Source organism: Streptomyces sp. NPDC036822 (assembly GCF_055609145.1).
Genome location: NZ_JBVJPY010000004.1, coordinates 44,554 through 69,460 on the forward strand (window position 1 = coordinate 44,554; position 24,907 = coordinate 69,460).

23 protein-coding genes are annotated in these 24,907 nt (G+C 72.4%); 13 read left to right on the plus strand and 10 right to left on the minus strand.

Annotation, left to right across the window (positions count from 1 at the left end):
• Nucleotides 1–406: 406 nt before the first annotated feature.
• From ACZ68P_RS10810 to ACZ68P_RS10820, 3 genes are all read right to left on the minus strand, one after another.
• Nucleotides 407–1,864, minus strand: coding sequence for a catalase (locus tag ACZ68P_RS10810; protein WP_471005028.1), 1,458 nt, complete (start codon nucleotides 1,862–1,864; stop codon nucleotides 407–409).
• A 164-nt stretch (nucleotides 1,865–2,028) separates the two neighbouring features.
• Complete coding sequence (locus tag ACZ68P_RS10815) at nucleotides 2,029–2,919, minus strand: 2-hydroxy-3-oxopropionate reductase (RefSeq protein ID WP_471005030.1); 891 nt, start codon at nucleotides 2,917–2,919, stop codon at nucleotides 2,029–2,031.
• Between the two features lie 39 nt (nucleotides 2,920–2,958).
• On the minus strand, nucleotides 2,959–3,792 hold the full coding sequence (locus ACZ68P_RS10820; protein ID WP_471005032.1) for a TIM barrel protein: 834 nt from the start codon (nucleotides 3,790–3,792) through the stop codon (nucleotides 2,959–2,961).
• 210 nt (nucleotides 3,793–4,002) lie between these two features.
• On the opposite strand from ACZ68P_RS10820, the gene ACZ68P_RS10825 reads away from it, so the two are divergent.
• The 9 genes from ACZ68P_RS10825 (at nucleotide 4,003) to ACZ68P_RS10865 (ending at nucleotide 12,051) form a co-directional block, all read left to right on the plus strand.
• A complete protein-coding gene (locus ACZ68P_RS10825; protein ID WP_471005577.1) occupies nucleotides 4,003–4,254 on the plus strand; it encodes a YkoF family thiamine-binding protein in 252 nt (83 codons plus the stop codon).
• A 44-nt stretch (nucleotides 4,255–4,298) separates the two neighbouring features.
• On the plus strand, nucleotides 4,299–4,637 hold the full coding sequence (locus ACZ68P_RS10830) for a helix-turn-helix domain-containing protein (RefSeq protein WP_365714821.1): 339 nt from the start codon (nucleotides 4,299–4,301) through the stop codon (nucleotides 4,635–4,637).
• Between the two features lie 155 nt (nucleotides 4,638–4,792).
• Nucleotides 4,793–5,308, plus strand: a complete 516-nt coding sequence (uraD, locus tag ACZ68P_RS10835; protein ID WP_471005034.1) for a 2-oxo-4-hydroxy-4-carboxy-5-ureidoimidazoline decarboxylase — start codon at nucleotides 4,793–4,795, stop codon at nucleotides 5,306–5,308.
• A complete protein-coding gene (gene uraH / locus ACZ68P_RS10840; protein WP_471005036.1) occupies nucleotides 5,305–5,694 on the plus strand; it encodes a hydroxyisourate hydrolase in 390 nt (129 codons plus the stop codon). Before uraD ends, uraH begins: the two co-directional genes overlap by 4 nt.
• A 5-nt stretch (nucleotides 5,695–5,699) precedes the next feature.
• Nucleotides 5,700–6,623, plus strand: a complete 924-nt coding sequence (pucL, locus tag ACZ68P_RS10845) for a factor-independent urate hydroxylase (RefSeq protein ID WP_471005038.1) — start codon at nucleotides 5,700–5,702, stop codon at nucleotides 6,621–6,623.
• A gap of 72 nt (nucleotides 6,624–6,695) precedes the next feature.
• Complete coding sequence (locus ACZ68P_RS10850) at nucleotides 6,696–8,120, plus strand: nucleobase:cation symporter-2 family protein (RefSeq protein WP_471005040.1); 1,425 nt, start codon at nucleotides 6,696–6,698, stop codon at nucleotides 8,118–8,120.
• Nucleotides 8,121–8,193: 73 nt separating this feature from the next.
• Complete coding sequence (locus ACZ68P_RS10855) at nucleotides 8,194–9,582, plus strand: 8-oxoguanine deaminase (RefSeq protein WP_471005042.1); 1,389 nt, start codon at nucleotides 8,194–8,196, stop codon at nucleotides 9,580–9,582.
• A gap of 301 nt (nucleotides 9,583–9,883) precedes the next feature.
• Complete coding sequence (locus ACZ68P_RS10860) at nucleotides 9,884–11,335, plus strand: nucleobase:cation symporter-2 family protein (RefSeq protein WP_471005044.1); 1,452 nt, start codon at nucleotides 9,884–9,886, stop codon at nucleotides 11,333–11,335.
• A gap of 56 nt (nucleotides 11,336–11,391) precedes the next feature.
• Entirely contained in the window at nucleotides 11,392–12,051 is a 660-nt protein-coding gene (locus tag ACZ68P_RS10865) for an aspartate/glutamate racemase family protein (RefSeq protein ID WP_471005046.1), read from the plus strand.
• A gap of 94 nt (nucleotides 12,052–12,145) precedes the next feature.
• Here ACZ68P_RS10865 and ACZ68P_RS10870 read toward each other — a convergent pair whose 3' ends face one another.
• Both ACZ68P_RS10870 and ACZ68P_RS10875 read right to left on the minus strand, forming a co-directional pair.
• On the minus strand, nucleotides 12,146–12,781 hold the full coding sequence (locus ACZ68P_RS10870) for a TIGR03086 family metal-binding protein (RefSeq protein ID WP_471005048.1): 636 nt from the start codon (nucleotides 12,779–12,781) through the stop codon (nucleotides 12,146–12,148).
• On the minus strand, nucleotides 12,778–13,356 hold the full coding sequence (locus ACZ68P_RS10875) for a hypothetical protein (protein ID WP_471005050.1): 579 nt from the start codon (nucleotides 13,354–13,356) through the stop codon (nucleotides 12,778–12,780). The genes ACZ68P_RS10870 and ACZ68P_RS10875 overlap by 4 nt, the downstream gene beginning before the upstream one ends.
• 118 nt (nucleotides 13,357–13,474) lie before the next feature.
• Here ACZ68P_RS10875 and ACZ68P_RS10880 point away from each other — a divergent pair, with 118 nt between their 5' ends.
• Nucleotides 13,475–14,521 carry a fibronectin type III domain-containing protein gene (locus ACZ68P_RS10880; protein WP_471005052.1) on the plus strand — a complete coding sequence of 349 codons (1,047 nt, stop codon included), beginning with the start codon at nucleotides 13,475–13,477 and terminating at the stop codon, nucleotides 14,519–14,521.
• Between the two features lie 54 nt (nucleotides 14,522–14,575).
• Complete coding sequence (locus ACZ68P_RS10885) at nucleotides 14,576–16,426, plus strand: hypothetical protein (RefSeq protein WP_471005054.1); 1,851 nt, start codon at nucleotides 14,576–14,578, stop codon at nucleotides 16,424–16,426.
• Nucleotides 16,427–16,480: 54 nt separating this feature from the next.
• On the opposite strand, the gene ACZ68P_RS10890 is transcribed toward ACZ68P_RS10885, so the two are convergent.
• The 3 genes from ACZ68P_RS10890 to ACZ68P_RS10900 all read right to left on the minus strand — a co-directional run bounded on the left by ACZ68P_RS10890 (nucleotide 16,481) and on the right by ACZ68P_RS10900 (nucleotide 20,408).
• Nucleotides 16,481–17,635 carry a GDSL-type esterase/lipase family protein gene (locus tag ACZ68P_RS10890; RefSeq protein WP_471005056.1) on the minus strand — a complete coding sequence of 385 codons (1,155 nt, stop codon included), beginning with the start codon at nucleotides 17,633–17,635 and terminating at the stop codon, nucleotides 16,481–16,483.
• Between the two features lie 281 nt (nucleotides 17,636–17,916).
• A complete protein-coding gene (aceB, locus tag ACZ68P_RS10895) occupies nucleotides 17,917–19,548 on the minus strand; it encodes a malate synthase A (protein WP_471005058.1) in 1,632 nt (543 codons plus the stop codon).
• A 224-nt stretch (nucleotides 19,549–19,772) separates the two neighbouring features.
• Nucleotides 19,773–20,408 carry a nucleotidyltransferase family protein gene (locus ACZ68P_RS10900; RefSeq protein WP_471005060.1) on the minus strand — a complete coding sequence of 212 codons (636 nt, stop codon included), beginning with the start codon at nucleotides 20,406–20,408 and terminating at the stop codon, nucleotides 19,773–19,775.
• A gap of 175 nt (nucleotides 20,409–20,583) precedes the next feature.
• Between ACZ68P_RS10900 and ACZ68P_RS10905 the strand changes: the two genes are divergently transcribed.
• Nucleotides 20,584–20,907, plus strand: coding sequence for a DUF5955 family protein (locus ACZ68P_RS10905; protein ID WP_471005062.1), 324 nt, complete (start codon nucleotides 20,584–20,586; stop codon nucleotides 20,905–20,907).
• Nucleotides 20,908–21,108: 201 nt separating this feature from the next.
• Complete coding sequence (locus tag ACZ68P_RS10910; RefSeq protein ID WP_471005064.1) at nucleotides 21,109–22,473, plus strand: pyridoxal phosphate-dependent decarboxylase family protein; 1,365 nt, start codon at nucleotides 21,109–21,111, stop codon at nucleotides 22,471–22,473.
• A 576-nt stretch (nucleotides 22,474–23,049) separates the two neighbouring features.
• Here the strand turns inward: ACZ68P_RS10910 and ACZ68P_RS10915 are convergent.
• Together ACZ68P_RS10915 and ACZ68P_RS10920 are read right to left on the minus strand one after the other, a co-directional pair.
• A complete protein-coding gene (locus ACZ68P_RS10915) occupies nucleotides 23,050–23,676 on the minus strand; it encodes a response regulator (RefSeq protein ID WP_471005066.1) in 627 nt (208 codons plus the stop codon).
• Complete coding sequence (locus tag ACZ68P_RS10920) at nucleotides 23,673–24,839, minus strand: sensor histidine kinase (RefSeq protein ID WP_471005068.1); 1,167 nt, start codon at nucleotides 24,837–24,839, stop codon at nucleotides 23,673–23,675. The genes ACZ68P_RS10915 and ACZ68P_RS10920 overlap by 4 nt, the downstream gene beginning before the upstream one ends.
• Nucleotides 24,840–24,907 lie beyond the last annotated feature (68 nt).

The window sequence follows — 24,907 nt, forward strand, 5'->3', positions numbered from 1 at the left end:
GGCCGTACACCGGCGGGGGCGGCCGTACGCTGCCGCATCGCGCCGCACACGCGAAAGAGCGCGGAACCAGGGACCGTAAACCTGGTTCCGCGCTCTCGTCTGAAGCCCGCCCGACGGTGCGAGGCTGGCGCGACAGGACGTTCGCGCCGCCGGGCGGAGTCATGGGGGTGCGTGCCCCCGAAGGGGCGTCGGGGACCGCGGCGGCGGTGACGGGCGTCCCGGACAGCCTCTTCTTTCAGGTCAAGAAGAGGATCCGGACGTCCTTACCACCGCACTGGCTCACTCGCCGCCGCGGTCCTCACGCTGTCCGTACCGTCGGCCACCCCTCATCCGGGCCGCCGGTCCGGACGGCGTGCGGCGGCTGACCTCCCGTCATCCGCCGCACGCGGTCTGGTACCGCGTGGGATCAGTCCTCGCGCAGGGCGCGGACCGCCTCCTCCACGCGCTTGCCGTACTCCGGGTCGGCCGCGGCGAAGTGCGCGAGGTTCTTCTCGATGACGTCCTCGCGGGACACCTGGGACAGGCCGCCGGCGATGTTGGCGACCAGACGGTTCTTCTCGTCCTCGGACATCAGGCGGTAGAGCTCCCCGGCCTGGAAGAAGTCGTCGTCCTTGGTGTGCTGCGGCGCCTCGTGCGTGCCGGTCCAGCCGTGGATGGCGAGCGGGGCGGAGAGCGCCGCGTCCGTCTGGGCCGGGCCCTGGTACGAGTTGGGCTCGTAGTTCTTGTCCGTGCGCGAGCCGTTGCGGGTGGCCATGAAGCCGTCGCGGCCGTAGTTCTCGGCCACGGTCGCCTTCGGCGCGTTCACCGGCAGCTGGGTGTGGTTGACACCGAGGCGGTAGCGGTGGGCGTCGGCGTAGGCGAAGAGGCGGCCCTGGAGCATCTTGTCCGGGGAGGGACCGATACCCGGCACGAAGTTGTTCGGGGAGAACGCGGCCTGCTCGACCTCGGCGAAGACGTTGTCCGGGTTGCGGTCGAGGACCAGCCGGCCCACGCGCTGCAGCGGGTAGTCCGCGTGCGGCCACACCTTGGTGAGGTCGAACGGGTTGAAGCGGTAGTCCACGGCCTCGGCGGCCGGCATGACCTGGACGTACAGGGTCCAGGAGGGGTTCACCCCGCGCTCGATGGCCTGCAGCAGGTCGGTCTGGTGCGAGTTGGCGTCCTTGCCGACGACCTCGGCGGCCTGCTCGGCGGAGAGCGAGCGGATGCCCTGGTTCGTCTTGAAGTGGTACTTGACGAAGAAGGCCTCGCCCGCCTCGTTGGTCCACTGGTAGGTGTGGGAGCCGTAGCCGTTCATGTGGCGGTACGAGGCGGGGATGCCGCGGTCGCCCATCAGCCACGTGATCTGGTGCGTCGCCTCGGGGGCGTGCGCCCAGAAGTCCCAGACGTTGTCCGGCTCCTGCTTGCCCGTGAACGGGTCGCGCTTCTGGGAGTGGATGAAGTCGGGGAACTTGATCGGGTCCTTGATGAAGAACACCGGGGTGTTGTTGCCGACGAGGTCGTAGTTGCCCTCTTCGGTGTAGAACTTCAGCGCGAAGCCGCGCGGGTCGCGGACGGCGTCCGCGCCGCCAAGCGAGTCGGCGACGGTCGAGAAGCGGATGAACGTCTCGGTCCGCTTGCCGACCTCGGAGAGGAAGGCGGCCTTCGTGAAGCCGGTGACGTCGTCGGTCACCTCGAAGTAGCCGTACGCGCCGGAGCCACGGGCGTGGACCACGCGCTCCGGGATGCGCTCACGGTTGAAGCGCGCGAGCTTCTCCAGCAGGTGCTGGTCCTGCAGCAGGATGGGGCCACCGACGCCGGCGGTGGCGGAGTTCTGGTTGTCGGCGACAGGTGCGCCGGACTCGGTCGTAAGCACGCGCTTCGACATCGTGACCTTCCGTACGGGAGCTCTGCAGACGGTGCGAGGAGCGTAAATTCGCCTCGAACATCACGTCAACAGTTTGTTGAAGATGAAGGGTGGTGTTCCGGTCGGCGGCGGCGCCTGGGCGCGACAGGACAGTTGTCAGCGCCGCCGCCGACCGGAAATCTGGGTCAGACCTGCCGGCCGGAGAGGCGCTCGACGGCGCGGAGCAGGGCCGAGTGGTCCAGGCCGCCGTCACCCTGAGCGCGCAGGGAGGCGACGAGCTGGGCGACGACGGCGCCGACCGGGAGGGCCGCACCGACGTTGCGGGCGGCGTCGGTGACGATGCCCATGTCCTTGTGGTGCAGGTCGATCCGGAAACCGGGCTTGAAGTCGCGGTTCAGGAAGTTGTCCTTCTTGCGGGTCAGGACCGTGGAGCCGGCCAGACCGCCGTTGAGGACGTCCAGGGCGGCCTCGAGGTTCACGCCCGACTTCTCGAGGAAGACGACGGCCTCGGCGCAGGCCTGGATGTTGACCGCGACGATGAGCTGGTTGGCGGCCTTCACTGTCTGGCCGGAGCCGTGCGGACCGCACAGGACGATGGTCTTGCCGAGGGCCTCGAGGATCGGCAGCGCCGTGTCGAAGTCGGCCTGCTCGCCACCCACCATGATCGACAGGACGGCCTCGATGGCGCCGGCCTCGCCGCCGGACACCGGGGCGTCCAGGACGCGGATGCCCTTCTCGGCGGCGTTCTTGGCCAGGTCCACGGAGGTCTGCGGGGTGATCGACGACATGTCGACGATCAGCGCGCCCTGCTTCGCGTTCTCCAGGATGCCCTCGGGGCCGTAGGCGATGGCCTCGACCTGCGGGGAGGCGGGCACCATCGTGACGATCACGTCGGCGTCCTTGACGGCCTCGGCGATCGACGCGGCGGCGGTGCCGCCGGCCGCGGCGAGGCGGTCCAGCTTGTCCTGCTCCAGGGTGAAGCCGGTGACCGAGTAGCCCGCCTTGATCAGGTTCTCGGACATGGGGGAGCCCATGATGCCGAGGCCGATCCACGCGACCTTGGGAAGAGTGCTCATAGTGAGGGTGCCTCTCGAAACTGGTGGTACGGAAAGAAGTCAGCGGGCCGCGCGGGCCTCGGCGGGGAGCCAGTCGAAGGACGCGGCGGCGTCGGCGGCCTTGTACTCCAGGCCGACCCAGCCGTCGTAACCGGCCTTCGCGAGCTCGTCGAGGAGCTGCTCCAGGGGCAGGTCGCCGGTGCCCGGCGCGCCGCGGCCCGGGTTGTCGGCGATCTGGACGTGGCCGGTCTTGTCGGCGTAGCGGGCGATGACCTCGCCGACGTTCTCGCCGTTCATCGACAGGTGGTAGATGTCGAGCAGGAACTTGGCGTTCCCGAGCCCGGTGGCGGCGTTGACCTTGTCGACGACCTCGATCGCGGCCGGGGCGCTCACCAGCGGGTAGAGCGGCGACTCCGGCTTGTTCAGGGTCTCGACCAGGAGGACGGCGCCGATCCGGTCCGCCGCGCGGGCGGCCAGGACCAGGTTCTCCAGGGCGAGGGAGTCCTGGATCTGCGGGTCCACGCCGTCGACGCGGTTGCCGTACAGCGCGTTGAGCGCCTTGCAGCCGACCGAGGCGGCGAAGTCGGCCGCCACGTCGATGTTGGCGCGGAAGCGGTCCGACTCCTCACCGGGTACGGAGAGGGCGCCGCGGTCGGGGCCGGGTAGCTGCCCGGCGTAGAAGTTCAGGCCCACCAGCTGGGTGCCGGCGTCGTCCAGAGACTTCTTGAGCGCGTCGAGCTCGCTCTGGTCGGGGGTGGCGGTGTCGATCCAGGGCCACCACAGCTCGACCGCGGTGAAGCCCGCCGCGGCGGCGGCCGCGGGGCGCTCCAGGAGCGGGAGTTCCGTGAAGAGGATCGACAGGTTCACATCGAAGCGCTGGTCCGTGTATCCCATGAGGGGCGGCGCTCCTTCCGTATTGCGGAAGTAAGTTTCTGTCTGACGGAATGTTGCACGGAGGGGCGTGGGAGTGTCAAGGGGCACCCCACCCTGCCCCCGCCCGCACCCGGCCCCACACCGGCCACCCGGCCCGCGGGTTCCGGCGCCCGCCCTCCCCCCGGGCCTGACCTCCCGGGCGCGCCCCGCGCCCAGTAGCGTGGGGCCATGGTGCGTTTGAAAGTGGAGTTCACGACCGAGCCGTTCGACCTCGACGAGGCACCGGCTCACGCGGTCGTGGCGCGTGAGGTGATCCAGACGGCCGAACTGGACGCGGTGGACGTCGGCCCGTTCGGCAACACGGCGGAAGGCGCCGCCGACCAGGTGCTGACCGCCGTCGACGCGCTGCTGCGCAAATCCCTGGCGGCCGGCGCGACCCGTGTCTCCCTCCAGGTCAACGTGATCGGGGAGGACGAGAAGTGACCGAACACCCCTTGGTCGCCGCGGTGAAGCCGCTCGTCGACGCCATGGGCGCCGAGCTCCTGGTCCCCGAGCAGGCCGAGCCCGACGACGTGGTGCTCGCCTGGGAGGGCGAGGACGTGCTCGCCGTACGCCTGCCGCAGCTGTCCGACTCCCTCGACCACATCCTGGCCGCGATGGAACGGCGGCACGGGATGCCCCTCGCCGAGCTGGACCGCAAGGCCAAGCAGGAGGCCGTCCGGATGCTGGAGGCACGCGGTGCCTTCTCCGTACGACACGGAGTGGAGACGGTGGCCGGCGCGCTCGGTGTCAGCCGGTTCACCGTGTACAACTACCTGAACCGGGAGACTGCCCTGAGCAGGGAAAAGGCCGCCAAGACCGACTAGCGCCACGAGTCGACCGTCAGCCGCCGTCCGGATGTCGGGACGGCGGCTTTTGTGTGGCCGAGTTTTCAACAAAGTGTTGACGTGGTGTTGCGCCAGGGCGTTAGCTATCCGCAGCCCGTCCGACCCACAGCGAAAAACAGCCACGGAGGCTTCCCGTGACTTCAGGTACGACTCCGGGCCTCGCCCGGTTCAACACCTCGGCGGACAGCGACGCTGTCGCCGCGCTCCACGAGGTGTGCTCCAGCTCGGCGTGGGGGAGCAAGCTCGTCGCCCAGCGCCCGTACACCACCGTCGAAGCCCTCTTCCTCGCCAGCGACGCCGCCATGGCCGAGCTGACCGCCGAGGATCTGGCCGAGGCGATGGCGGGCCACCCGCCGATCGGTCGTCCGAAGGCCGGGGACCCGACCTCCTCCCGCGAACAGAGCGGGATGTCCGGGGCCTCCGACGAGCTCAAGGCGGAGATGCTCGAACTCAACCTGGCCTACCAGGAGAGGTTCGGTCATGTCTTCCTCATCTGCGCCACCGGCAAGACCGGAGAGCAGATGCGCGACGCGGTCCGCGAGCGGATCGAGCACTCGCCCGAGGAGGAGCGGGAGATCGTCCGCGCCGAACTGGGCAAGATCAACCGTATCCGCCTGACCCGTCTCGTAGAGGAAGAGAGCGCCGCATGAGCACCGACACCACCGCCTCGGTGTCCACCCACATCCTGGACACCAGTCTCGGCCGCCCCGCCGAGGGCGTGGCCATCACGCTCGCGGCCCGCGGCGGCTCCGACGCGCAGTGGGTCACGCTCGGCGGCTCGGCCACCGACGCGGACGGGCGTTGCAAGGACCTGCCGGCGCTGCCGGAGGGAACGACCCATGTACGTCTCGACTTCGAGACCGAGGCGTACTTCTCCAAGAAGCAAGCCGAGGCGCAGCAGGACGCCCCCCGCGTAAGGGACAGCGGTGCGTTCTTCCCGGAGGTGGCGATCACGTTCGCCGTCACGCCGGGCGAGCATTACCACGTACCGCTGCTGCTCAACCCGTTCGGCTACTCCGTTTACCGAGGGAGCTAGCAGACATGCCCACGATTCTCGGCCAGAACCAGTACGGCAAAGCAGAGAACCGCGTCGTCAAGATCACGCGGGACGGCGACACCCACCACATCAAGGACCTGAACGTCTCCGTCGCCCTCTCCGGCGACCTCGACGACGTCCACCTCTCGGGCTCCAACGCCCACTGCCTGCCCACCGACACGACCAAGAACACCGTATTCGCCTTCGCCAAGGAGTACGGGATCGAGTCGGCCGAGCAGTTCGGCATCCACCTGGCGCGTCACTTCGTGACCAGCCAGGAGCCGATCCACCGGGCCCGGATCCGGATCGAGGAGTACACCTGGGAGCGCATCGCGACCTCGGACGCCAACTCCAAGTTCATCGGCTCCGACGAGGTGAACCACTCCTTCGTCCGCAAGGGCCAGGAGACCCGGGTCACCCAGATCACGTACGACGGCCGGCAGTGGGAGGTCATCTCCGGCCTCAAGGACCTCGTCGTGATGAACTCCACCAACTCGGAGTTCTGGGGCTACATCAAGGACAAGTACACGACGCTCCAGGAGGCGTACGACCGCATCCTGGCCACGCAGGTGTCCGGCCGCTGGCGCTTCAACTGGAGCGACGACGAGCAGCGGATGCCCAACTGGGAGAAGTCGTACGCCGAGACGAAGAAGCACATGCTCCAGGCCTTCGCCGAGACGTACTCCCTCTCGCTCCAGCAGACGCTGTACCAGATGGCCTCGCGCATCATCAACCACCGTTCGGAGATCGACGAGGTCCGCTTCTCGCTCCCGAACAAGCACCACTTCCTGGTGGACCTGGAGCCCTTCGGGCTCAAGAACGACAACGAGGTCTACTACGCCGCCGACCGCATGTACGGCCTCATCGAGGCCACCGTGCTGCGTGACGGAGCCACGGCGCACATCCCGGTCGACATGACCAACCTCTAAGCGGCACTGCGTGGCCGCCCCCGCCCGTCCGCAGTAGGGCGGGGGCCGCCACCAGACCGGAGGGAACCTCCCATGGCACTGCCTGCATCGGGGCCGGTATCAGCCGAAGGCCCGTGTTCCACCCCGCCGGACGACGTGACGACCGCCGTCCCGCCGACGGCCGTCCACCCGGTGGACGAAAAGCTCTCCGCCTCGCGGCTCGTCCCCGCCGCGCTCCAGCACATCGCCGCCATGTACGCGGGTGTCGTCACCCCTCCGCTCATCATCGGCCAGGCGGTCGGCCTGGACGCCGCCGGAATGCCCCGGCTCATCGCGGCGAGCCTGCTCATCGCGGGCTGCGCCACGATCCTGCAGACCGTCGGCTTCGGACGCTTCGCCGGCAACCGGCTCCCGTTCGTCAACGCCGCCTCCTCCGCCGGCATCGCGCCGATGCTGGCCATCGCCGAGACCAGCGCTCCCGGCCACCAGCTCCCCGCCATCTACGGCGCGGTGATGGTCGCCGGAGTCTTCTGCCTCGCCGTCGGCCCCTTCTTCGGCCGCCTGCTCCGCTTCTTCCCGCCGCTGGTCACCGGCGTGGTGATCACCCTCATCGGGGTCACCCTGATGCCCGTACCGGTGGGCTGGGCTCAGGGAGGCAACGCGGAGGCCGCCGACTTCGGCGCCCCCAGGTACCTCGCGCTGGCCGCCTTCACCCTCGTGGTGATCCTGCTCTTCCAGCGCTTCGGCAAGGGCTTCGTCAAGCAGATCGCCCTGCTGCTGGGCCTGTTCGTCGGAACGCTCGCCGCGATCCCCTTCGGCATGGCCGACTTCACCGCCCTGCGGGAGGCGCCCGTCGCCGCGCTGCCCGCCCCGTTCGCCTTCGGCGCCCCCGAGTTCCAGCCGGCCGCGATCCTCTCCCTGTGCATCGTGATGCTGGTCCTCATGACCGAGTCCAGCGCCGGCATGCTCGCCCTCGGCGAGATCTGCGAGCGCAGGAGCGACGGCGGGACGATCACCCGGGGCCTGCGGACCGACGGCGTCGCCACCCTCCTCGGGCCCGTCTTCGGCGGCTTCCCCACCTCCGCCTTCGCCCAGAACGTCGGCGTCGTCTCGCTGACCCGGGTCCGCTCCCGCTACGTCGTCGCGGCCGCCGGCGGCGCCCTGCTCGTCCTCGGCGCCTTCCCCGTCCTCGGCGCGGTCGTCTCCATGGTCCCGATGCCCGTCCTCGGCGGCGCCGGCATCGTCCTCTTCGGCTCGATCGCCGTCTCCGGCATCCGTACCCTGTCCGAAGCGGGCCTCGACGACAGCTCCAACATCATCCTGGTGGCCGTCGCCCTCGGGGCGGGCATCATCCCGCTCGCCGCCCCCACCTTCTACGCCGACTTCCCGGCCTGGGCGCAGACCGTGCTCGGCTCGGGCATCAGCGCCGGCGCGCTCGTCGCGGTCACGCTCAACCTGTTCTTCCACCATCTCGGCACCCGGAGCCGTCACACGGCCCCGGCACTCAAATCCTCCTAGGGTCCTGCCGTGCCCGCCCCCTACGACTTCGTCGTGGTGGGACTCAACCCAGAGGAATGAAGGAACCACCGCCATGGCAGCACCTTCGGCAGCCCAGCGCATCGTCATCGAGAACTGTGCGATCGCGACCGTAGACGCCAACGACACCGAGTACGCCACCGGCCATCTCGTCGTCGCCGACAACAAGATCGAGTCCATCGGCGCCGGCAAGGCGCCGGAGGGCCTGGAGAACGTGGTCCGCAGGATCGACGCCACCGGACATCTGGTGACGCCCGGTCTGATCAACACGCACCACCACTTCTACCAGTGGATCACCCGGGGCCTGGCCACCGACCACAACCTCTTCAACTGGCTGGTCGCGCTCTACCCGACCTGGTCGCGCATCGACGAGTCGATGGTGCGCGTCGCCGCCCAGGGCTCGCTGGCGATGATGGCCCGTGGCGGTGTCACCACCGCCATGGACCACCACTACGTCTACCCGAAGAACTCCGGCGACCTGTCGGGCGCCATCATCGGCGCCGCCTCCGACATGGGGGTGCGCTTCACCCTCGCCCGAGGCTCCATGGACATGAGCGAGAAGGACGGCTTCCTGCCTCCGGACTTCGCCGTCGAGACGACCGAGGGCGCGCTCGCCGCGACCGAGGAGACGGTGCGGAGGTTCCACGACGCCTCCTTCGACTCGATGACCCAGGTCGCCGTCGCTCCCTGCTCGCCGTTCTCGATCTCCACCCAGCTGCTCAAGCAGGGCGCCGAACTGGCCCGCCGCCTCGGTGTGCGCATGCACACCCACGGCTCGGAGACCGTGGAGGAGGAGAAGTTCTGCCACGAGCTGTTCGGCATGGGCCCGACCGACTACTTCGAGTCGACCGGCTTCCTCGGCGAGGACGTGTGGATGGCCCACTGCGTCCACATGAACGACTCCGACATCGAGGCCTTCGCCCGTACGAAGACCGGTGTCGCGCACTGCCCCTCCTCCAACGCGCGCCTGGCCGCCGGCATCGCCCGCGTGCCCGACATGCTCAAGGCCGGCGTCCCCGTCGGCCTGGGCGTCGACGGCACCGCCTCCAACGAGTCGGGCGAGCTGCACACCGAACTGCGCAACGCGCTCCTCGTCAACCGCCTCGGCGCCCACCGCGAGGCCGCCCTCAACGCCCGCCAGGCCCTCCGCCTCGGTACGTACGGCGGAGCCCAGGTCCTCGGCCGGGCCGACTCGATCGGTTCGCTGGAGGCCGGCAAGCTCGCCGACTTCGTCCTGTGGAAGATCGACGGCCTCGGCCACTCCTCGATCGCCGACCCGGTGACAGCGATCGTCTTCGGCGCTGCCGCGCCGGTGACCGCCTCGTTCGTCAACGGCAAGCAGATCGTCGAGAACAACCGCCTGCTGTTCGCGGACGAGGAGTCCATCGCCCGCGACGCGCGCGCGGAGGCGCAGCGCCTGGCGCGCATCACGGCCCAGGCCTGACCCTCCCCAAGGAGTCCGACCGAGGGGGACGGCCCTCGGTCGGTCGCCATGGACCCGAGCGGGGTCCGTGGCCGGCCGGACGGGGGGTGCCCGTACGAAAAGAGGTACGGCACCCCCCGGACGGTCGCATCGTGTCCACTCCTCCCCGGACACACCGAGCGCGGCGCCCCCAGGCCGACGCGAGCGTATTTCCTCATGAGCCGCACTTCGTGAGGCGCCTTCCCCGCACGACTGCACCACCTTGCACCACCTCCCTGACACCCGCGTCACCGCCGACGTGTACCCGACCGGAGGAACCGCCGTGGCCGCCAAGCCCAGGTTTCGCAATGATGCACAAGACGCAGGCGCCGACACCGAAGACCGGATCAAGCATCCGGTCGACGAGACTCTGCCGCCCCTGAAGATGTTCACCAGCGGTCTGCAGCATGTGGCCGCCATGTACGCGGGCGTGGTGGCCCCGCCGTTGATCGTCGGAGCGGCTGTCGGACTGTCCGGCACCGAACTGACCTTCCTCACCGGAGCCAGCCTCTTCACCGCCGGCCTCGCGACCTTCCTCCAGACGCTCGGCGTCTGGAAGATCGGCGCCCGGCTGCCGTTCGTCAACGGTGTCACCTTCGCCGGTGTCGCCCCGATGCTCGCGATCGTCGACACGACCGACGACAAGGCCGACGCGCTGCCGCTCATCTTCGGCGCGATCATCGTCGCCGGAGTCCTCGGCTTCGTCGCCGCCCCGTACTTCTCCAAACTGGTCCGCTTCTTCCCGCCCGTCGTGACCGGCACCGTGATCACCCTCATCGGTGTCTCGCTGCTCCCGGTCGCGTTCGGCTGGGCGCAAGGGCCCAATCCCGGAGCGAAGGACTACGGCTCCACGACCTACCTCACCCTCGCCGGGATCACGCTCGCGGTGGTCCTGGTGCTGCGCCGCTTCACCCGCGGCTTCCTGAAGCAGATCGCGGTCCTCGTCGGTCTGGTCATCGGCACCCTGATAGCGATCCCCTTCGGGGTCACGGACTTCAGCCCGGTGACGGAGGCGGACATCGTCGGCTTCCCGACGCCGTTCCACTTCGGCGCACCGCAGTTCGCGCTCGCGGCGATCATCTCGATGTGCGTCGTCATGCTGGTGTCCATGACCGAGTCGACCGCCGACATGCTGGCGCTCGGCGAGATCGTCGACCGGCCGGCCGACGAGAAGACCATCGCGGCCGGACTGCGCGCCGACACCCTCGGCTCGGCGCTCAGCCCGCTGTTCAACGGCTTCATGTGCAGCGCGTTCGCCCAGAACATCGGGCTGGTCGCCATGACGAGGATCCGCAGCCGGTTCGTGGTCGCCTGCGGCGGCGGCTTCCTGGTCCTGATGGGTCTGTCGCCGGTGATGGCCTCGCTGATCTCGGTCGTCCCGCGGCCGGTCCTCGGCGGCGCGGGCGTCGTCCTCTTCGGCTCGGTCGCCGCGAGCGGCATCCAGACCCTCGTCAAGGCCGGTCTGGAGAAGGACAACAACGTGCTGATCGTGGCGGTCTCGCTGGCCGTCGGCATCATCCCGATCACCGAGCCGGAGTTCTACCACGCGTTCCCCGAGACCGCGAAGATCATCCTGGACTCGGGCATCTCGACCGGCTGTGTCGCCGCCGTCCTGCTGAACCTGGTCTTCAACCACCTGGGCAAGCACCGGGACGACGACACCGTCACGGCTCCCATGGAGCCGGGCGAGGAGATCTCCGAGGTCCGCACGGCCAAGGCGGCGCACGTCCACTGAGCACCCACCCGCCGTACGACGAGCCGGCCCCCGCGTGCGACGCGGGGGCCGGCCGCGTGCGTTCCGTCGTACTCGTCAACCCCAACACCCGCACCGCGACGACGGAGATGATGACCGCGATCGCCCGGCGGACGCTCGGGCCCTCCCTCCCTCTCCGCGGTGTGACGGTGCGGCGCGGCCCGCGGATGCTCACCGACCCGTCCCACCTCCGGGCCGCCGCGCCCGAGGTCGTCGACGCCGGCCGCCGCGCCCTGGCCGCCGGGGACTGCGCGGCCCTGATCGTGGCCGCCTTCGGCGACCCGGGACTGGAGGGACTGCGGGCCGTGGCGGGGGAGGTCCCGGTCGTGGGCATCGGCGAGGCGTCCCTGCGGGAGGCGTCCGCCGCCGGCACCCCCTTCGGCATCGCGACCACGACCCCGCTCCTGGCCGGCCCCCTCGCGGACGGCGTCGGCCGGCTCGGGCTCGCCGGCCTCTTCACCGGCCTGCGCCTGACCGCCGGCGACCCCGAGGCCCTGTCGGCCGACCCGACGGCGCTCCGCGAGAGCCTGGCCCGGGCGGTCCGGGAGTGCGTCACGCACGACGGCGCCCGCGCCGTCGTCATCGGCGGCGGCCCCCTCGGCGACGCGGCGGAGGCCCTGCGCCCCCGCTTCGAGATCCCCCTGATCGCCCCGATCCCGGCGGCCTGCCGCCGGGTGACGCGACTGCTCGCGCGCTGACGGCCGCGCCGTCCGTGCCTTCGGGTCTCCCCGGGGGTGCCTTGCCTATCTTGCCGGGCTCGGGGCCTTGATCCGGCTGGTCGACAACAGACCTCTAGGCCCCTCCCTCCTCGGGTCGCCAGTCCGGGCGGCGGCCGCTCAGGCCGATCACGCGGTCGAGGGGGGGCGCGCCGGGCGGGACCGGGACGACCGGGCCGAAGAAGCCGTCCTCGGGGGAGGCGCCCTCCTCGGGGGTCAGCAGGGCCTCCGACACGGCCAGTTCCTCCGCGCCCGGTTCGTACGCCTGACCCGTCGCGCGCGCCAGGTCCCACCCGTGGATGAGCAGCTCGTCGAGGGCGACCCGGCCCATGACGGCGGCCGGCAGCGCGACGCCACCCGCCTGGGTGTCGCCCTCCCACGCGCCCGGCTCGCGCCAGGCCGCCACCAGCTCCTCCAGCACCTGGGGCAGCTCGGCGCGCCAGCCGTCCCGCAGGACGGGCCGCACCGAGCCGGGCGGGGTGTCGGTCGTCGGCCCGAAGTCCTTGCGGGCCGCGTCCCGGAAGGCCACGCTCAGCGAGGCGACATGGGCGAGCACCTCCCGTACGGCGTACTCCGGACACGGCGTCGGATCCCCGAGCTGCCGGTCGTCGATGTTCTCCGCCAGCCGCGCCACGCGCGCGGCGGCCGCTCCCAGATCGATGTGCGTCGACTTCTCCATGCAGGGCAGACCGGCCGGGGCGCCGGAAATCATCGCTCCGCCCCGATCCGCCGCCGGCACTCGCGCGCCAGGGCGGGGTAGGCCGCCGCGATCGCCTCGTACACGCGCAGCCGCAGCAGGCGTTCGGCCTCGGCCCGCCCCGTCGCGCCGTACAGGCCGTCGAGCAGCGTGTCGTACCGCGACAGGGCGTGGCGCAGATAGCTCACCTGCCATCGCACCAGCGCCCCGGCCGCCGCCTCGCCGGGGCCGCGTGCCCCGAGCAGGTGGCGGTGCCGGACCGCCCGGCGCTCCAGCTCCGCCGCCGGGAGGCGCGGTACCTCGATGGGCTGTGCGCGGATCGCCGCAAGCACCGCCCGGCGTCGGCCCTCGGCCCCTGCCTCCGCCGCCGCCGAGCACCGGCCGGCCGAGGCGGCGCAGCGGCCGAACTCCGGTGTGCGCTCCACCGCCTCGACCCGCGCCAGGCGGTAGAGCCGCACCGGCGTGAGCGACCAGCGGCGTGGGTCGCGCCCCTGCACATCGGGCGCGCCGAGCAGATCGCTCACCATCGCGTCGGTCCAGCCGCGCTCCCGCAACCCGGTGAGCGTCAGATAGGTCGTACGGTCCGTCATGGTCCCCCCTCGAATCGTCACGGAGAGTGACGAACCCAGTGAAGCGCACCCCACTGACAACGACCCTCTGCCGCCCTCTTGCCGTGCCGCCCCGCCGGGTGCCATAAAGGTCTGGACCATGTCGACGGACGGAGGCATTCCCGTGCAACGCCCGCTCGCCACAGACCGGTTCACCCCGGCCCCGCGCACCCCGGCCCCGCACACCCCGGCCCTGCTCGCCAAGGTTCTGCGCGCCGCTGCCGTGCTGGCCGCCGCACTCACGCTCGCCGCCTGCGAGGCCGGTCCGCCGGCGGACACCACCGGCCCCACCGCCCCCACCGGCGTCACGGCCGCCTCCGGCAGCGCCCGCACCGTCCACGTCATGTGGAGCGCGGCCAGCGACGACCGCGGCGTCGCCGGCTACGAGGTCTACCAGCAGGGCCGCAAGGTCAAGGACCTGCCCGCCACGACCCTCATGACCGACGTCCTCGGTCTCACCCCCGCCACCCCCTACACCTTCACCGTCCGCGCCCGCGACGCCGCCGGGAACCGCTCGCCGCACAGCACCGTCGTCCCGGCCACCACCCTCGCCGCGACGGCCGAGGACCGCACGCCCCCGACCACCCCCCGGGACCTGCGCGCCACTCCCGACGGAGCCCGCGCGGCCACCCTGACCTGGAAACCGTCCCGGGACGACACCCGAGTCACGGCGTACGACGTCTACCAGGCCGACTCCCGCGTCCACACCGTCCCCGGCACCGCCACCACCGCCCGGATCACCGGCCTGCGCCCCGGCACGATCTACTCCTTCACCGTCCGCGCCCGCGACGCCGCCGAGAACTCCTCGCCGGACGGCGCCCCCGCCGACCTGACCACCGCCCCGGCCGCGGGCGCCGCGGCGAGCACGGCGCCCACCGACCTCAGGGCGACGGCCGCCAAGGGCTCGATCACCCTCACCTGGACCCCGCCCGCGACCGGCGGGCCCGTCACGTCCCACGAACTCCACCTGAACGAGAAGTTCGCCACCACCATCGTCTGGGGCGCCGCACCGCCCCCCGGCCGCGCCACCTACACCTTCACCGTCCCCGACCCCCCGGGCACCCGCTTCAGCGTCAAACTCCGCGCCAAGCTCCCCGACGGCACCTGGGGTGACTTCTCCGCCCAGCGGACCGTTGTCGTCCCATGACGGCGCCGTCCCGCGCGTCGGCGTCCGGCCCCCGCCGGAACTACCCTGGGAAAGGTGGCTGGCACCGTGCTCACCAACACCGGGCTCGACGCGTTCCTCGACGGAACCCCGGAGTCCCGTAGCCCTTCGTACGCCCGCGCCGCCGACGCCGTGCTGGGTCTGCTGTCGCTGAGAGGGGCGGACCGGCGGACCGGGCTGCCCGAGCCGACCGTGGGGCTCGTGCGGCACCTGCTCGTGGAGGACGTGCCGGCGTTCGTGTATGCGCTGCCCGAGGAGCTCACGGCCTACCCCGCCGTGCTCGCCGCCCTCACCGAGCGCGTCCGGGAGGCGGGCCGGCTCAACGGCAAGCGCCAGGCGCGGATCCTGGCCGCGATCGACGAGACGGTGCCCGACTTCGAACGGGCGATGAACGACCCCGGCAACCTCACCTGGCAGCGCTGGTACGCCTCCCTGCTGCGGGCCGACGGCACCGACCCCGCCGACGCCGAGGCCGTGCACGCCTGGCTCGCCGCCCACCAGGGCGTGACGCCCCCGGACGGGCTGCACCGCGCCGACCTGATGAACCGGAGCGTCCTCGCCGACATGGTGCTCGCCGACGTGCTCACCAGCGCGTACGTCCGCGACGCCGCGACGCCGTCGCCCGCCGGGCCGCTGCTGCCGGACGCGGACGTGTCCCACGGCGTGAGCCGGGTCGCGGGCCTCCTGGTCGACCGCTGGACCGCCGAGGGCCTCGCCGAAGCCCTCGCGGGCCCGTACGCCCACCTGGCCCCCGGGCCCGACGCCTTCCCGCACCTCGCCCTCGCCGACACGCTCGTCGACGAACACCTCGACTACTACGGCGACTCCTGGACCCCGCTGCCGCCCCCGCCCGTGGAGGCCCACGACCCCCAGCGGTCCGTCGAAGCCGCGGCGGACCGGCTCGCCGCGGCCGTCGACGAGATGAAGGGCGAGGACGGCGGCCTGTTCGACGGCGAGGCGGCGCACCTGCTCTACGCCCTCTATCAGCGCGGTTCCTGCGCCGAGTCCGTCGCCCGCAGGGCCGCCGAGTTCGAGGACTGGCCGGTCGACCCGCGCCAGGAGGACGCCCCGGTCCTGGTGCCCGCGGAGGCCCCCGAGACGTACGAGGTCCCGTCGGCGGAGGAGCTGTCCCGGCTGTGCGGCACCGCGGTCTCGGTGACCGAGGCCGACCGCGGCCGCCTCGAAGCCCCGGCACGGGCCATGGCGGGGACCGTCGACCGGCTGGCGGAGACCGGCATGGTCTTCCGCACCGGCGACGCCTTCGGCCTCACCCCCGAGGGCATCGAGGTGGTCCGCTACCTCCTGCGGGTCGGCCGCGTCGCCGCCCCCGGCGCCGCCGAGGTCGCGGCCTGGGACGCCCCCACCGTGGTCGCCGCCGCCGAGGGCTGGTCCGCCTCCGCCGCCGCGCGCGTGCTGGCCGACTGGCTCCACGCGCGCGGGGACGGTGCCGAAGCCTGGTCCGAGCTGCTGGCGGCCTTCGGCACCGTCAACGCCGGCACCTGGGAGGCGGCCGACACCCGCGCCCTCTTCGGCTTCCTGGACACCGGGGCCATGCCCGCCGAGGCCCTGCGCGAGGCCCTCACGGACCCGACGATGGGCGCCTACGCGTACGAGGTGCTGCACGCCCGGGGCGAGCCCGCCGACGAGGCGCGCGTCCCCCGCTCCGCCCAGGCCGTCCTGCTCCTGGACCGGCTGCGCGGAGCGGAGGCGCGCACGCTCCTCGACGCCGCCGCCGCGGACTGGCCGGGCGGCGCCGCCGCCCTCGTACGGGAGATGGCGGTGGCCGATCCGCACCGGGCCGACCGGGTCCTGCCCGCGCTCGGGATCGACGTCCCGGCGCCGCGGAAGGCCCGGGCGCGCAGCCGCGGCCGCCGCCGCCCCCGCTGAGCCGGAGGGGGCCCGGAGGAGCGGGCGCCGGACGGCGGATCCGGAGCGGCGGGGTCAGGAGACGGGCGTCAGGTACATCCCCGAGGCGCCCGTACCCGCCGTGTTGCGGCAGCTGAAATCGCCGGTCGGTCTGGCGTGGATCAGCGCGAGGCAGCGGCCGAGCGCGGCCTGGCCGTAGTAGTTGGGGTGCATGTTCTCCTGGATCGGCCCCTGGGTCTGGTTCTGGTCGATCCAGCGGGCCCACTCACTGGTGGCGGCCGAGGCCGGCGCGGTGGCGCTGACCTGCTTGCTGGCCTTCGCGCACACCTCGCGGCCCTGGAGCACGTCCCGCAGATCCATGAACTGCGCGCCCTTGGCGGCGGCCACGGCCTTGAGGCGGTCCGCGAGCTGGGGGACGAGCGAGTCCCGCGCCCAGTCGGAGTCGCGGTTCCAGAACGGGCAGCCGCCCGTGTTCGTACGGCTCCAGCCGCTCTCCGCGTACCGGTTGTCCGCGGCGCGCGGGATGGGGGAGGGGTACGACTGGAGGACGATCCGGTAGTCGGACGAGGCGTAGCCCGCGGCCGTCATCACCGCCCGGATCTCGTCCACCGACGTGGCGACGTTCGCCATCACCCCGCCGATCCTGGCGTCGACGACCTCCTGCTGGTCGTCGTGGCAGTACGAGTACCAGACGATGTAGTCCGTCGCGCACTTCGTGACGATGTCGGCGAAGCCCAGGTCGTTTCCGCCGATGGACAGCACGATCGTGTCGACGTCGTGCGAGGCGGCGATGGCGGCGAGCTGGTCGGCCTGCGGGGCCTCGCCCTTGTACGGCAGGCCGCCGTTCGCGGCCCGGAAGACGTTCCGGGTGGTGGCGCCGGAGCAGGCGATGTTGATCAGTGCCGAGGCGATCCCGCCGGCGGCGCGGACCTCGGCCGAGTCCGAGCGGTGGCAGCCGTTGGCCGCCGTGGAGCCGTAGACCCGGCTCGGGTCGTACGTACTCCCCGTCCACGCGCGGTCGGTGCCGCTGCGGCTGCCGCTGGTGGTGAGGCTGTTGCCCTGCCACCGTCCCGCCTCGCCGGAGATGTAGCTGTCGCCCATGGAGACGACGGCGGTGGGCCCGGAGCCGGGACTTGCTGCGGCGGGGGAGGCGCCGGTGACGGAGAGGGCGGCTGCGGCCAGCGAGAGGGAGAGGAGACCTCGGACAACGCGATGGGGGGTGCTGGGCATGGCGGTGTGCTCCTGCGTCGGTGCAGAGGAGTGGGGACAGCCGCCGGCCGGTGGCATGCGGAATTTCGCACGCCGTGGCTTGTTACCGCTAGGTAGCGTCGCGTCTCGGTTGCGTCACATGGCCTGTGAAACGCACGGGAGCGAAATGGGGGACCAGGGAGCGGGGACGGGACAGGCTCCGCCCCCGGTGCTGTGCGTACACCGGGGACGGAGCCTGCCCAAGGAGCTGTTCGGCCGCTGTGCGGTCAGCCGGCCAGCCGATCAGGGTCAGCCGTGGCTGTTCAGCCGATCAGCTGCTCGTACGCCGGGAGGGTCAGGAAGTCGGCGTAGTCGGCGTCGAGGGAGACGTGTAGCAGCAGGTCGTGGGCCTGCTGCCACTTGCCGGCCGCGAAGGCCTCCTCGCCGATCTCCTCGCGGATCGCGGCCAGTTCCCGCGCCGCCACCTCGCGGGCCAGCTCGGGAGTGGCCGTGAGGGTCTTCCCGTCGTGCTCGAACACGACACCCGCGTTGATCCACTGCCAGATCTGCGAACGCGAGATCTCGGCGGTGGCCGCGTCCTCCATGAGGTTGAAGATGGCGACGGCGCCGAGGCCGCGCAGCCACGCCTCGATGTAGCGGATGCCGACCTGAACGGCGTTGCGCAGGCCGTCGTAGGTGGGCCTGGCGTCCAGCGAGTCGATGGCGATCAGGTCGCCGGGAGCCACGGAGACGTCCTCGCGGAGGCGGTCCTTCTGGTTCGGCTTGTCGCCGAGGACCGCGTCGAAGGAGGCCATCGCGATCGGGACCAGGTCCGGGTGGGCGACCCACGAGCCGTCGAAGCCGTCGCCGGCCTCCCGGTCCTTGTCCGCCTTGACCTTCTCGAAGGCGACCTTGTTGACCTCGGCGTCGCGCCGCGAGGGGATGAAGGCCGCCATGCCGCCGATCGCGTGCGCGCCGCGCTTGTGGCACGTGCGGACGAGGAGTTCGGTGTACGCGCGCATGAACGGGGCCGTCATCGTGACCGCGTTGCGGTCCGGCAGGACGAACTTGCTGCCGCCGTCACGGAAGTTCTTCACGATGGAGAAGAGGTAGTCCCAGCGGCCGGCGTTCAGGCCCGCGGCGTGGTCGCGGAGCTCGTAGAGGATCTCCTCCATCTCGTACGCGGCCGTGATCGTCTCGATCAGGACGGTGGCGCGCACGGTGCCCTGCGGGATGCCCACGTAGTCCTGGGCGAAGACGAAGATGTCGTTCCAGAGGCGGGCCTCCAGGTGCGACTCCGTCTTCGGCAGGTAGAAGTACGGGCCCTTGCCCAAATCGATCAGCCGCTGGGCGTTGTGGAAGAAGTACAGGCCGAAGTCGACCAGCGCGCCGGGGACCGGACGGCCCTCGACGGTCAGGTGACGCTCCTCCAGGTGCCAGCCGCGCGGCCGCATGACCACCGTGGCCAGCTCGCCGGCGGGCTTGAGGGCGTAGGACTTGCCCGACCTCGGGTCCGTGAAGTCGATGTTCCGGGTGTACGCGTCGATCAGGTTGACCTGACCGAGGACGACGTTCTCCCAGGTGGGGGCCGAGGCGTCCTCGAAGTCCGCGAGCCACACCTTCGCGCCGGAGTTCAGCGCGTTGATCGTCATCTTGCGGTCGGTCGGGCCGGTGATCTCGACACGGCGGTCGTTCAGGGCCGCCGGGGCCGGCGCGACCTTCCAGGACTCGTCGGCGCGGACGGCCGCGGTCTCCGGGAGGAAGTCGAGCGTGGAGGTGCGGGCGATCTCGGCGCGGCGCTCCGCCCGGCGGGAGAGGAGCTCGTCCCGGCGCGGGGTGAACCGCCGGTGCAGCTCAGCCACGAAGGCGAGGGCCGCGTCGGTGAGCACCTCCTCCTGCCTCGGCAGGGGCGCGGCTTCGACGACGGCCAGAGTGGACGGCGCTGGTGCGGACATGAACTGTCACTTCCTTCAGCGGGCTTCACGGGCGGTGCCTTGCGGCCGCCGGGCGTCACGGTCGGCACGGAGTGCCGCAGGCGCCGAGATACGGCCACGAGCGCCGTCAGAGGTATCAGGCGCTTCTGAACAGTGGATATTAGTTTCCTCATAGTGGAAGTTCAAGGTGTGTCGATGTCGAGATTCTCCGGATCGACACAACGTGGCGCTCAGTGCCACCTCCTTCACTCCAGGTGGGCCAGGTCCGCCTCCGTGTCGATGTCGTAGGGCTCGGCCACATCCGAACAGTCCACCAGCGTGATCGCATCCCGGTGCTTCTTCAGATAGTGGCGCGCTCCCTGGTCGCCGGTCGCGCCCGCTGCGATCTCCGCCCACCGGTCCGCGCCGAAGAGCACCGGATGGCCGCGCTTCCCCGCGTAGGAGGCCGCGGCGAGGGAGTCCCGGGAGCGGTAGGCCGCCCGGACCCGTGCCACCGCCTCGGCCCCGATCCCCGGCTGGTCCACCAGGGAGACCAGCGCCGCGTCCACCGGCAGCGCCTGCGCCGCGAGCGACGCGAGGCCCACCCGCAACGACGACCCCATTCCCTCGGCCCACTCCGGGTTGTCGACCAGCACGCACCCCGGGAGCCGGGCCCGCTCCCGTACGGCGTCGGCCGAGGCACCCAGCACCACGTGGACCACCTCGCAGCCGCCCTCGCGCAGCACCCGCACCGCGTGTTCGACCAGCGGGCGGCCGCGGTGGGACAGCAGCGCCTTGGGCCGGCCGCCGAGCCGCCGGCCGCCGCCCGCGGCGAGCAGCAGCCCGGCCACCACCGGCGCCGACGGGGCGGAGGATGAAGGGGGATACGTCGCATGTGTCATGGGGACTGCATACCTCATGCCCACGAGGGACACGGAAGCCTGAATTACGTCCACGGAGTGGCGCGCCGGGCGCGCGATGGCGTTAACTGGCCCGCGACCCACGGCGCCTGACCACCGTTCGACGGTCGGTCCGGAGCCTGGAGATCGGCGCACAGAGTCGTGCGAGGGGGAGAACTTGTTGCGTAGCGTGGGGCAGAGGCGTGTGACGACAGGCAGCGACGAGGACCCGAGGGTGGCGGAGCTGCGTGCCGCCGTCTCGCGGCTTCGTCGTGAACTCGCGGGCCATCGTGCCGAGTTCGCCGACCGGGGCATCGCCGAGGATGAACTGGCCGCCCTGGACGCCATGGCGGCGGGAGGCGTCCCCGAGGTGCGCCGCCTGCGCCGTTCCCTGCTGCTCATCGCCGGCTCGATCGGCTCCGTCAGCGCCCTCGCGAACGGCCTCGCCGGGGTGCGCAAGGCCGTGGAGATGTTCGGCGAGCCGCCGCGCGACGTGCGGTGACGCGTCGGTACGGGCCCGGCCTCGCGTGACGCGTCGGTACGGGCCGGGCGCTGTCGGGCGTGGTCGCGAGGTGCAGGCACCCGCCGTGCTCTGATCGTCCAGGCGGTCCAGGCGGTCCAGGCGGTCCAGGCAGTGCGGCCGTGCGGGCAGTGCGGGAGCCGCGGCTTGCGGGCCGGCGGTGGCTGTCCCATAGTCCGAGGTATGGACGCGCGCGAGAGGGCGCTCCGGCAGGCGTACGACCACGCCGTGGGCTGGCTGGCCGGCCTGGCCGACCGCCCGGTCCCCGCTCGCGCCTCGGTCGACGAGATCGTGCGCGCGCTCGGGCCCGCCCTGCCCGACGGTCCCAGCACACCCGCTGACGTCGTCGATCTCCTGGCCACGGCCTGTGAACCGGGGCTCACCGCGTTCCCCGGCGGCCGCTTCTACGGCTTCGTGGTCGGCGGCGGTGAACCGGCCGCGCTGGCAGCGGACTGGCTGGTCAGCGCGTGGGACCAGAACTGCGTGATGCGCGCCGTCACCCCCGCGTACGCGGCGGCGGAGGAGATCGCCGGCGCCTGGCTGCTCGATCTGCTCCAGCTGCCCGGCGGCAGCTCCGTCGGCTTCACCACGGGCGCCACGATGGCAAACTTCACCTGCCTCGCCGCCGGGCGCGACGAGGTCCTGCGGCGCGTCGGCCGGGACGTCGACCGGGAGGGTCTCGTGGGCGGGCCGGGCGTGCGCGTCGTCGCCGGCCGGGACCGCCACATGGCGATCGACCTGGCGCTGCGCTACCTGGGGCTCGGTCGGCCCGAACTGGTGGAGGCGGACGATCAGGGGCGCATCCGGCCCGAGGCGCTGCGGCGCACCCTCGCGGCCGGGCCACGGCGCCCCACCCTGGTGATCCTCCAGGCCGGGGACATCCACTCCGGCGCCTTCGACCCCTTCCCGGACGCGATCCACGCCGCCCGCGAGGCCGACGCGTGGGTGCACGTCGACGGCGCCTTCGGACTCTGGGCGGCGGCCTCCCCTCGGTACGCCGGGCTGACGGCGGGCTGCGAGAGCGCCGACTCCTGGGCGACCGACGCGCACAAGACCCTGAACGTCCCCTACGACTGCGGCCTCGCGATCGTGCGCGACCCCTCCGCGCTCCGGGCGGCGATGGGCCTGCACGGCGCCTACCTCATCCACGACGCGCTCGGCGACCCCATCGACAAGGTGCCGGAGCTGTCCCGGCGCGGCCGGGCCTTCCCCGTGTGGGCGGCCCTGCGGTCCTTCGGCCGGTCGGGCGTCGCCGACCTCGTCGAGCGGCTGTGCCGCCACGCGTCGGCGTTCGCCACCGGGATCGCCGAGATCGACGGCGCCACCGTCCTGAACGACGTGGTCTTCACCCAGGTCTGCGCCGACTTCGGCGGCGACGCCCGCACGGACCGCGTCCTCGCCCGCCTGCTCGCCGACGGCACGACCTGGATCAGCGGCTCCACCTGGCACGGCCGGCGGGTGATGCGCATCTCGGTCAGCAACTGGTCCACGACCGACGACGACGTCACCCGCGCTCTCGACGCGATCCACCGCGCCTGCGCGGCGTGAGCCCGCCGGGGGCTGGTGGGGGAGCGCGGAAGGCTGCCGCCCCTGAGCCGCCGGGCCGCCCGGAGGCTCCGGGCCGCGGGCGGTGGGGGCTGCGCCGTGCGGCGTGGACGGCCTGCTCGCAGCCGCCGGATGCACCGTCGTCCGGCGCGTCGGAGGCTGAGCGGCGGGAGGCGGCCTGCGCCGCCCGCCACCGGTGGCAGCGGTGCGCGGCCCCCCCGCCGTCGTCGGGCCCCAGGCAAGTCGGACTGCGCCCGCTGGGGGCCGACCAGCCGCCGGGCCGGAGTCGCCTCCCTGGCCCCGGGCGCGGCCCCCCGCCGTCGTCGGGCCGCAGGCAAGTCGGACTGCGCCCGCTGGGGGCCGACCAGCCGCCGGATGTACCGCCGGCCGGCGGGCCGAAGGCGCCTCCCCTGCGCCGGGCGCGGCCTGCCTCACCCGCACGCCGCCGGGCCGCGCCGCACGCCCCGCCGCCGGCGGCAGCGAGGCGCGTCGCCCCCGCCGCCATCGGGCCGGTCGGTCGTCGACGCCTTGTCACCGTCGGCAGCGGTGCCCGTCCCCTCGCCGTCGGTCGACGCCCCGTCAGCGCCTGATCAGCCGCCGTGCCGTCGCCGTCGCCACCGCCGCCGTGCGGGAGTCCACGCCCAGTTTGGCGAAGACGTGCACCAGGTGGGACTTCACCGTGGCCTGGCTCAGGAACAGCCGCTTGCTGATCTGCTGGTTCGACAGGCCCTCGCCCACCAGCTGCAACACCTCCAGCTCCCGTTTCGTCAGGGCCTCCGCCGGCGTCCGCATCCGGTCCATCAGGCGGTGCGCCACCGCGGGCGCGAGCGCCGACCGGCCCGCCGCGGCCGTGCGGACCGCCGCCGCCAGTTCCTCCGGCGGGGCGTCCTTCAGCAGATAGCCGCAGGCCCCCGCCTCGACCGCGGCCAGGATGTCGGCGTCCGTGTCGTACGTGGTCAGCACCAGGACCCGCGGCCCGCCCGCCGCCGACGTGATCGCCGCCGTCGCCTCCGACCCGTGCATCCCCGCGCCGAACTGGAGATCCATCAGCACCACGTCCACGCCCCCCGCCACGGCCAGCTCCACCGCCCGCTCGGCCGTGGCCGCCTCGCCGACCACGGCGAAGTCCGGCTCGGTGTCCAGGACCGCGCGCAGCCCCGCCCGTACGACCGGATGATCGTCGGCGAGCAGAAGACGGACCGTCATGCCGGCACCCCCACGGGAAGCGGGAGGGCGACGGCGACGGCCGTGCCCTGGCCGGGCGCGGACTCGACCGTGAACGTGCCGCCCAGCGAACGGGCCCGCGCCCGCATCGCCGACAGTCCGAACCCGCCCTCCCCGGACGGCGACGGCGCCGCCGGATCGAAGCCCCGGCCGTCGTCGACCACGTCCAGCGTCACCGAGGCGCCCATGAACGACAGGGTGATCTCCGCGCGCTCCGCCCCCGCGTGCCGGACCGTGTTCGCCAGCGCAGACTGGGCGATCCGCAGCAGCGCCACCTCGTACGGCGTCGGCAGCTCCACCGGCGCCCCGCTCACCGTGAACCGGGCCCGCACCCCGATCCCAGGCCCCGGCTCGCACAACCGCTCCAGTGCCGCCGCGAGCGAACCGTGCTCCAGGTCCGGCGGCGACAGCGCCCGCACGAACCGCCGGGCCTCCGCCAGGTTGTCCTGCGCCGCCTGCCGGGCCCGCTCGATGTGCCCCGCCGCGGGCGAACGCTCGGGCAGCACCCGCTCGGCCGCCCGCAGCAGCAGCTGGATCGAGGAGAGCCCCTGCGCGAGGGTGTCGTGGATCTCCCGGGCGAGCCGCTCGCGCTCCGCGAGCGTCCCGGCGTGCCGCTCGGCCGCCGCCAGCTCCGCCCGCGTCGCGACCAACTCCTCCACCATCCGCCGCCGCCGTTCGCTCTCCCGGTACAGAGCCTGGTAGCCGAACACCGTCGCCACCGCGACCGCCGCACCGAGCAGCGGCCCGATGAAGACGCCCGGACTGAGCGGGGCGCCCTGGCGTACGTACGACAGGATCGCCGCGCTCGCCGTCAGCGCGACCGACGGCAGCGACCAGCGCGCGGGCAGCAGATGCAGCTGGAGGAAGTAGAGCGGGAACGCCACCCACAGGCCCTCCGGCGTCAGCCACAGCAGCGTCAGCCAGGAGGCGCAGAGCACCCCGAGCCACACCGCGGCCGCCCGCTGCGAGCGGCGCACCGACGGCAGCAGGGAGCCGGCGGCGTAGACCGCCGCCGTGAGCGCCGAGGCGGCCACACCCGCCGCGGAGGCCGACCGGATGGCCGCCAGCGCGAGCAGGCCCGCCGTCAGGAGGTGCAGACAGAGGCGCAGCGCGCGCAGGACGGGGGTGAGGGCTCGTGGATCCATGACCCGTCCAGCGTAGGCCGGTGCCGGCGATCCGGACTCAACCGAAAGTTTGACGGCGGGGCCATCCG